This window comes from Planktotalea sp., assembly GCF_049680325.1.
Lineage (GTDB): Bacteria > Pseudomonadota > Alphaproteobacteria > Rhodobacterales > Rhodobacteraceae > Planktotalea.
In genome coordinates, this window is sequence record NZ_JBAUHO010000028.1 from 1 (window position 1) to 5,846 (window position 5,846).

Consider the following 5,846-nt stretch of genomic DNA (forward strand, 5'->3'; position numbering starts at 1 on the left):
CATCATGGACGGCAGCGACAAAACACCAAGCAAAACGACCGAGGCACCAATGATGCCGGTCGAAGCGGCAAGGATAATACCGATCATGGTCACTGTAATTGCAAGGCCACCGCGCACCGTGCCGAACAGCTTTTGCATCGAGGTCATAAGACGTTCAGCCACGCCGCTTTCGTCCAGCATCAACCCCATGAAAATGAACATCGGAAGCGCAACAAGTACTGCATTGGACATGGTTGCATAGATACGGTTCACCACAGCGCCCAGCGTCAGGTAGTCAAGCCCTGTCAGCGTCTCTTCCAGCCCTGTCCAGTTCATCAATCCATTGTCGAACAGGAAGGCGATCCCGCAATAAGCAACGCCAACACCCGCAAGCGTCCAGGCGACGGGGAAGCCGCTGAACAAAAGCGCAATAAAGGTCAGGAACATTGCGATGACCAGTTTTTCTTCTGTGGTTTCCACCACAAAGGTCAATGCAACAGTGACCAAAGCAAAAGCAGCAAGCGCCCAAAGGATCATCCGGATGCCTTTGCCCTGCCGCTCTTCTTCATAGTTGGCAAGCAGCGCATGCACATCATGGATCAGGCGCGCAGCTGCGGCGAGCGCCAACAAAATAAAGCTGATGGGAATAATTGCCTTGAACGCCCAACGCATCGGCAGACCCGTAGGGCTGGAGGAACGTTCGTTTACCCGCAGGCTTTCGTAGAAATAGTCATATCCCTGATCGATCATCAGATAGATAAACGGGATCAATAGCGCGGTAATACCGATAATTTCGATGACTCTCTGGGCACGGCGGCTTAGCTGCATGTGCAGCAAATCAACGCGCACGTGGCTGTCTGTCACCAGCGCATAAGAGATGCCGATCATCGTGACCAAACCATAGAAATGCCACTGGATTTCATCAAGCATCGGATAGTTCTGATTGAACAGATAGCGCAGGGTCACCTGCGCAACAATGGCCGCAACCAGTGCCACATTGGCCCACATCACAACGTGACCAACGGTTTTAACCAGTTTATCCAAACCGATCGCTACCCTTTGGGTATCGCGGTCCGGATGCTCCAGAATGTCCTCATACGCTTGAACAGGATCGTTCAGCTGCTCTTGTCTGTCCATGGTGCTTTCTCCTCCCAGACGAAAGCGAACTCAGCCGCATTCGCTGCCTTGATTCAGTCTATGAAATAACGAAAATCAATTTGCTAAGGGGCGGCGAAATTTGCCGCCCCTCGTGGTGCATTGCTTACTTGCGTGGCAAGAACGCGTTCTCTTTCCAGATTTTATAACCGTCACGGAATTCGTTCATGTCGGTAAGAACCTTGTTGAAGAACTCATCGCCAGCAGCTTCTTCCGCAGCGACTTCATCCCAAGTGGAGCGGAAAGTTGCGAGCATCTCGTCGGACCACTGTTTGATTTGAACACCGTTGTTTTCAACGTTGTCGATCATCGCCGCGTGCTGGATGGCTTCGCCCTCGGCGTAGCTGTCTGTCACGGAGGCCTTACATGCGTTCTCGATAATCGCTTTGTGCTGATCGGTCGCTTCGTTCCAAACGTCTTTGTTAATCATCAGTTCAAACACAGTCGCCTGCTGGTGCCAGCCGGGGAAGTAGTTGAACTTGACCAGCTTGTGAAAGCCAAGACGCGCGTCAATCGCAGGCATGGAGAATTCAGTCGCGTCAATCGCACCTTTTTCCAGCGCCGGGAAGATTTCACCGCCTGGCAGCAGGGATGTCGCAACGCCAAGCTTCTGCATGACTTTACCGCCCAGACCGAAGAAACGCATCTTCAGACCGTTCAGGTCTTCTGGGGTGTTGATCTCTTTTGCAAACCAGCCAGATGTTTCTGGCGCAATGATTGCACAAGGCATCACATGAACGTTGAAACCGGCTTGGTCATACATTTCCTGATACAGCGTCATGCCGTTGCCGTAGTACAGCCACGCCATGTATTCGCCAGCTTCCGGGCCGAAAGGAACGGCAGAAAAAAGCGGCGCAGCCGGGATCTTACCCGCCCAATAGCCAGCAGTTGTGTAGCCGGAGTTGATCTTGCCAGAAGAAACAGCGTCCAGAATTTCGAAGGGGGGAACCAGTTTGCCCGGTTCATAAACCTTCATCTTCAGCGTGCCGCCAGACATCAGGTCCAACTGCTCGGCAACGCGTGGAATCGGGGAACCCAGACCCGGCAAAGCTGTCGAGAACGCGATAGGCGTTTTGAGCAACAGCTTGTCCGCCGCAAAAGCCGCAGGCGCCGTCAGCAATGAGGCCGCAAGGGCCAGAGATGTAAGTGCGTGTTTCATGTTTCCTCCTCAGAACAACAAGATGTCAGAATGATCTGACGTTGGGCGTAAACCGATGCATGCAATGGTGTCGCTTAAAGTGGTTCATAAAGTTTACCTCTTTATCGGGTCAACAAAAATTGAACCACTAACCCTGCGGCAAACTTACCGCAGGGCGTTAAAAAGGACAGACACCAGCAACAGCGTGATAAATAATTTTTGCGCAAAAATTCGATTAATTATTTTATTTCAGCATCCTACGAATTTCGCTTGGATGGAAATTAAGAAAAAGGAAACTTCACCCTAGCCTTTTTTCGTGGATCACTTATTTTACCTCTCAGGCAAAATATGTTAGGTTTGCGATCATGAACAAAGACGTCACACCCCTTTTCGACCCCATAGGTCACGAATCTGTTTCCGCTACCATTGTGAAACGGATCGAGGAAATGATCGTCACCGGGGTTCTCAAAGATGGTACGCGCCTACCCTCTGAACGCAGCCTCGCGGATGCGATGCAAGTCTCGCGGCCAAAGGTACGCGAAGCGCTCCAGCAGCTCGAAAGCAGCGGCTTGTTACAGGTACGTCACGGCGAAGGATCCTTTGTCGCCCCCTTGATCGGCACCGCAATGTCCCCTGCGCTTGTGGATCTATACGCACGCCACACGACTGCCTTTTCAAACTACCTTGAATTCCGTCATGAACAGGAAAGCTTTGCCGCGAGTCTCGCCGCGCAGCGTGCCACCGAGGATGATCGAAGCATCTTGCGCGAAATCGTAGCCACGATGGACGAAGCGCATAACAAATCCGATGGCGAATTATCGCGTTCGGCCGATGTGCGTTTCCATTCTGCGATCGTTGATGCCAGCCACAACTCTTTGCTCATTCACACAATGGCCTCCATTTACGAACTTATGCAGCGCAATGTTTTTTATAACCGCGAATTCCTGCGCGCTATGGATGGCAGCGGGGAAAAGCTGTTGCAGCAACACAAGGATATTGCGCAAGCCATTTTCGCGCGCGATGCAGATCGCGCAGCCGATGCAGCCAGCGCACATATCGAATTCGTAGCGGCGTCCTTCAAGCTCAGCATGAGCCAGAAAAAGCGCGAGCTCGTTGCGCGCCGCCGCCGCGCCATTCTCGAAATCAGCGGATAGCAAAAAGGGGGCACAAGGCCCCCTCTCGTTTTCGATTAATACTGGCATGGCATAAGCCGCGCTCCTGCCTTGCAGTTCAAGGCGGGCTTACGCCCACCTTCCCCCAAAGCCCTCGGGGACCAGCAAAACACTGCGATCCAGATCGCTCACACTGCGCTTGCCGCAAAGGGCCATGGAGATGTCCAATTCCTTATGGATCACTTCAAGCGCAGTGGTCACACCTTTCTGCCCCATCGCACCAAGTCCATAGACAAAAGCGCGCCCGATATAGGTGCCCTTAGCCCCCATCGCAAGTGCTTTGAGGACGTCTTGACCCGAACGTATGCCGCTATCGAGATGCACTTCGATCTGATCGCCAACGGCGTCCAGAATGGACGGCAACATTTTGATCGAACTCATCGCCCCATCCAGCTGACGCCCGCCGTGGTTGGATACGATGATCGCATCCGCCCCCACCTTCAGCGCCATTTTCGCGTCTTCAGCGTCCAGAATACCCTTTAGGATAACCTTGCCGCCCCACATTTCCTTGATCTTGGCAATTTTCGCCCAATCCAGCGCTGGATCAAACTGTTCCGCCGTCCATGATCCAAGACTGGAGGCGTCAGAAATCCCGTCCACATGGCCGACGATATTGCCAAACTCGCGGTTCTTGGTGCCCAGCATCTGCAAACCCCAAGTCCATTTGGTCATCAGGTTCGCAATCGTCTTCGCAGTCAACTTGGGCGGGGCACTTAAGCCGTTCTTCAAATCCTTGTGCCGCTGACCCAGAATCTGCAGATCAAGCGTGATGACAAGGGCCGAACATTTCGCCGCCTTCGCACGCTCGATCAAGCGGCGCACATAGTCCTGATCTTTCATCGTATAAAGCTGGAACCAGAACGGTTTGCTTGTCTTTTCAGCCACCGCCTCGATCGAACAGATCGACATGGTCGAAAGCGTGAAAGGAACTCCAAATTCTTCAGCAGCGCGCGCTGCTTTAATTTCTCCGTCGGCGCATTGCATTCCGGTCAAACCAACGGGTGCCAAAGCCACAGGCATTGCAACATCCTGTCCGATCATTTGGCTCGCGGTTGAACGCCCGGTCATGTCAACAGCAACGCGCTGGCGCAATCTCAGCTGGTCAAAATCAGATGTGTTTTCGCGAAATGTCTGTTCGGTCCAACTACCGCTTTCCGCGTAATCGTAAAACATCCGAGGAACGCGTCGTTCATAGATGCGCTTCAGATCCTTAATCTCGGTAATAACAGCCATACGACTCGCTCCCTTGTGAATTGGTAAAGAATAATTACCAGTTCACCACACAGCACGCAAGCGGCCAAAAGCGCACATGAAAAAAGGGCGCGCCAAAGGCACGCCCCTTACTCAATCATTGCCACGCGATCAAACGCTATGCGCACCATCGGCAAGCGTCTTCACAAAGCCAAGAACATCGGCAACGCTATCGCCAGCGCCAATCCGCTCGACAATCGCCGAACCAACGACCGCCCCGTCAGACAGACCTGCAATCTCGCGTGACTTCTCAGGTGTCTTGATGCCAAAACCGACAATCACTGGCAAATCCGTCTGCGATTTGATCCGCGCCACTTCTGGGCCAACATCCGCGCCCTCGGCATTGGCCGCGCCTGTGATCCCGGTGATCGACACATAGTAAACAAAACCAGAGGTATTCTGCAAAACCCGCGGTAGCCGCACATCATCCGTGGTCGGGGTCGCAAGGCGTATGAAATTCAACCCTGCTTCCTGCGCAGGAATGCAAAGCTCCGCATCTTCCTCTGGAGGCAGGTCAACGATGATTAACCCGTCAATCCCAGCTGCTTTAGCATCTTTCAAAAATGCCTCGACACCGCGCGAATAGATCGGATTGTAATAGCCCATCAAAACAATCGGCGTCGTATCATCTGCTTCTCGAAACGCACGCGCCATATCCAGTGTCTTTTGCAAGGTCATGCCCTTGTCCAGCGCGCGCTGCCCCGCCAGCTGAATAGTCGGGCCATCCGCCATCGGATCGGTAAACGGCAAGCCGAGCTCAATGATATCCACACCCGCCGCTGGCAGACCCTTCATAATCTCTAGCGATGTTGCCGCATCAGGATCACCTGCCATGATGTAGGACACAAAAGCCTTCTTGCCACTTGCGCGCAGACTTTCGAATTTGGCGTCGATCCGGGTCATAGAAACATCCTTGTCAAAACTCACCTCGCATGTGCCGCGAAAGCACAGCCCTTCGCAAGAGGGCGCACTAAAAATTGCTCAAAAAACCGCCCTTGCGCGTCCTCTCTCCATCAATATCCCCGCCGGAGGCAGACCGCATGCGCCCTTGCGCATGCTCAACCTGCGCGCGCCGCGCCGCGCTCATCTGGATCAAACGCTATAAGTTCGGGCAAACAACCCTGCCATTTTCGCCAAACCAACCCCCAGCC

The 5,846-nt window shown here is 53.3% G+C and carries 5 protein-coding genes; 1 reads left to right on the forward strand and 4 read right to left on the reverse strand.

The window, feature by feature from the left end:
* Positions 1–1,116, reverse strand: a 1,116-nt coding sequence (locus WBC85_RS01460; protein ID WP_424432908.1) for a TRAP transporter small permease subunit, incomplete at its 3' end; no start/stop codon positions are given.
* 124 nt (positions 1,117–1,240) lie between these two features.
* Positions 1,241–2,293, reverse strand: a complete 1,053-nt coding sequence (locus tag WBC85_RS01465; protein ID WP_424432909.1) for a TRAP transporter substrate-binding protein — start codon at positions 2,291–2,293, stop codon at positions 1,241–1,243.
* Between the two features lie 344 nt (positions 2,294–2,637).
* On the opposite strand from WBC85_RS01465, the gene WBC85_RS01470 reads away from it, so the two are divergent.
* Positions 2,638–3,426, forward strand: a complete 789-nt coding sequence (locus WBC85_RS01470) for a FadR/GntR family transcriptional regulator (RefSeq protein ID WP_424432910.1) — start codon at positions 2,638–2,640, stop codon at positions 3,424–3,426.
* Between the two features lie 87 nt (positions 3,427–3,513).
* Here WBC85_RS01470 and WBC85_RS01475 read toward each other — a convergent pair whose 3' ends face one another.
* Together WBC85_RS01475 and trpA are read right to left on the reverse strand one after the other, a co-directional pair.
* On the reverse strand, positions 3,514–4,677 hold the full coding sequence (locus WBC85_RS01475; RefSeq protein ID WP_424432911.1) for an alpha-hydroxy acid oxidase: 1,164 nt from the start codon (positions 4,675–4,677) through the stop codon (positions 3,514–3,516).
* A gap of 129 nt (positions 4,678–4,806) precedes the next feature.
* On the reverse strand, positions 4,807–5,598 hold the full coding sequence (gene trpA, locus WBC85_RS01480) for a tryptophan synthase subunit alpha (RefSeq protein WP_424432912.1): 792 nt from the start codon (positions 5,596–5,598) through the stop codon (positions 4,807–4,809).
* Positions 5,599–5,846 lie beyond the last annotated feature (248 nt).

Coding starts and splice junctions, on each gene's coding strand:
- WBC85_RS01465 (WP_424432909.1), bottom strand. CDS start 2,293: ATGAAACACGCACTTACATCTCTGGCCCTTGCGGCCTCATTGCTGACG.
- WBC85_RS01470 (WP_424432910.1), top strand. CDS start 2,638: ATGAACAAAGACGTCACACCCCTTTTCGACCCCATAGGTCACGAATCT.
- WBC85_RS01475 (WP_424432911.1), bottom strand. CDS start 4,677: ATGGCTGTTATTACCGAGATTAAGGATCTGAAGCGCATCTATGAACGA.
- trpA (WP_424432912.1), bottom strand. CDS start 5,598: ATGACCCGGATCGACGCCAAATTCGAAAGTCTGCGCGCAAGTGGCAAG.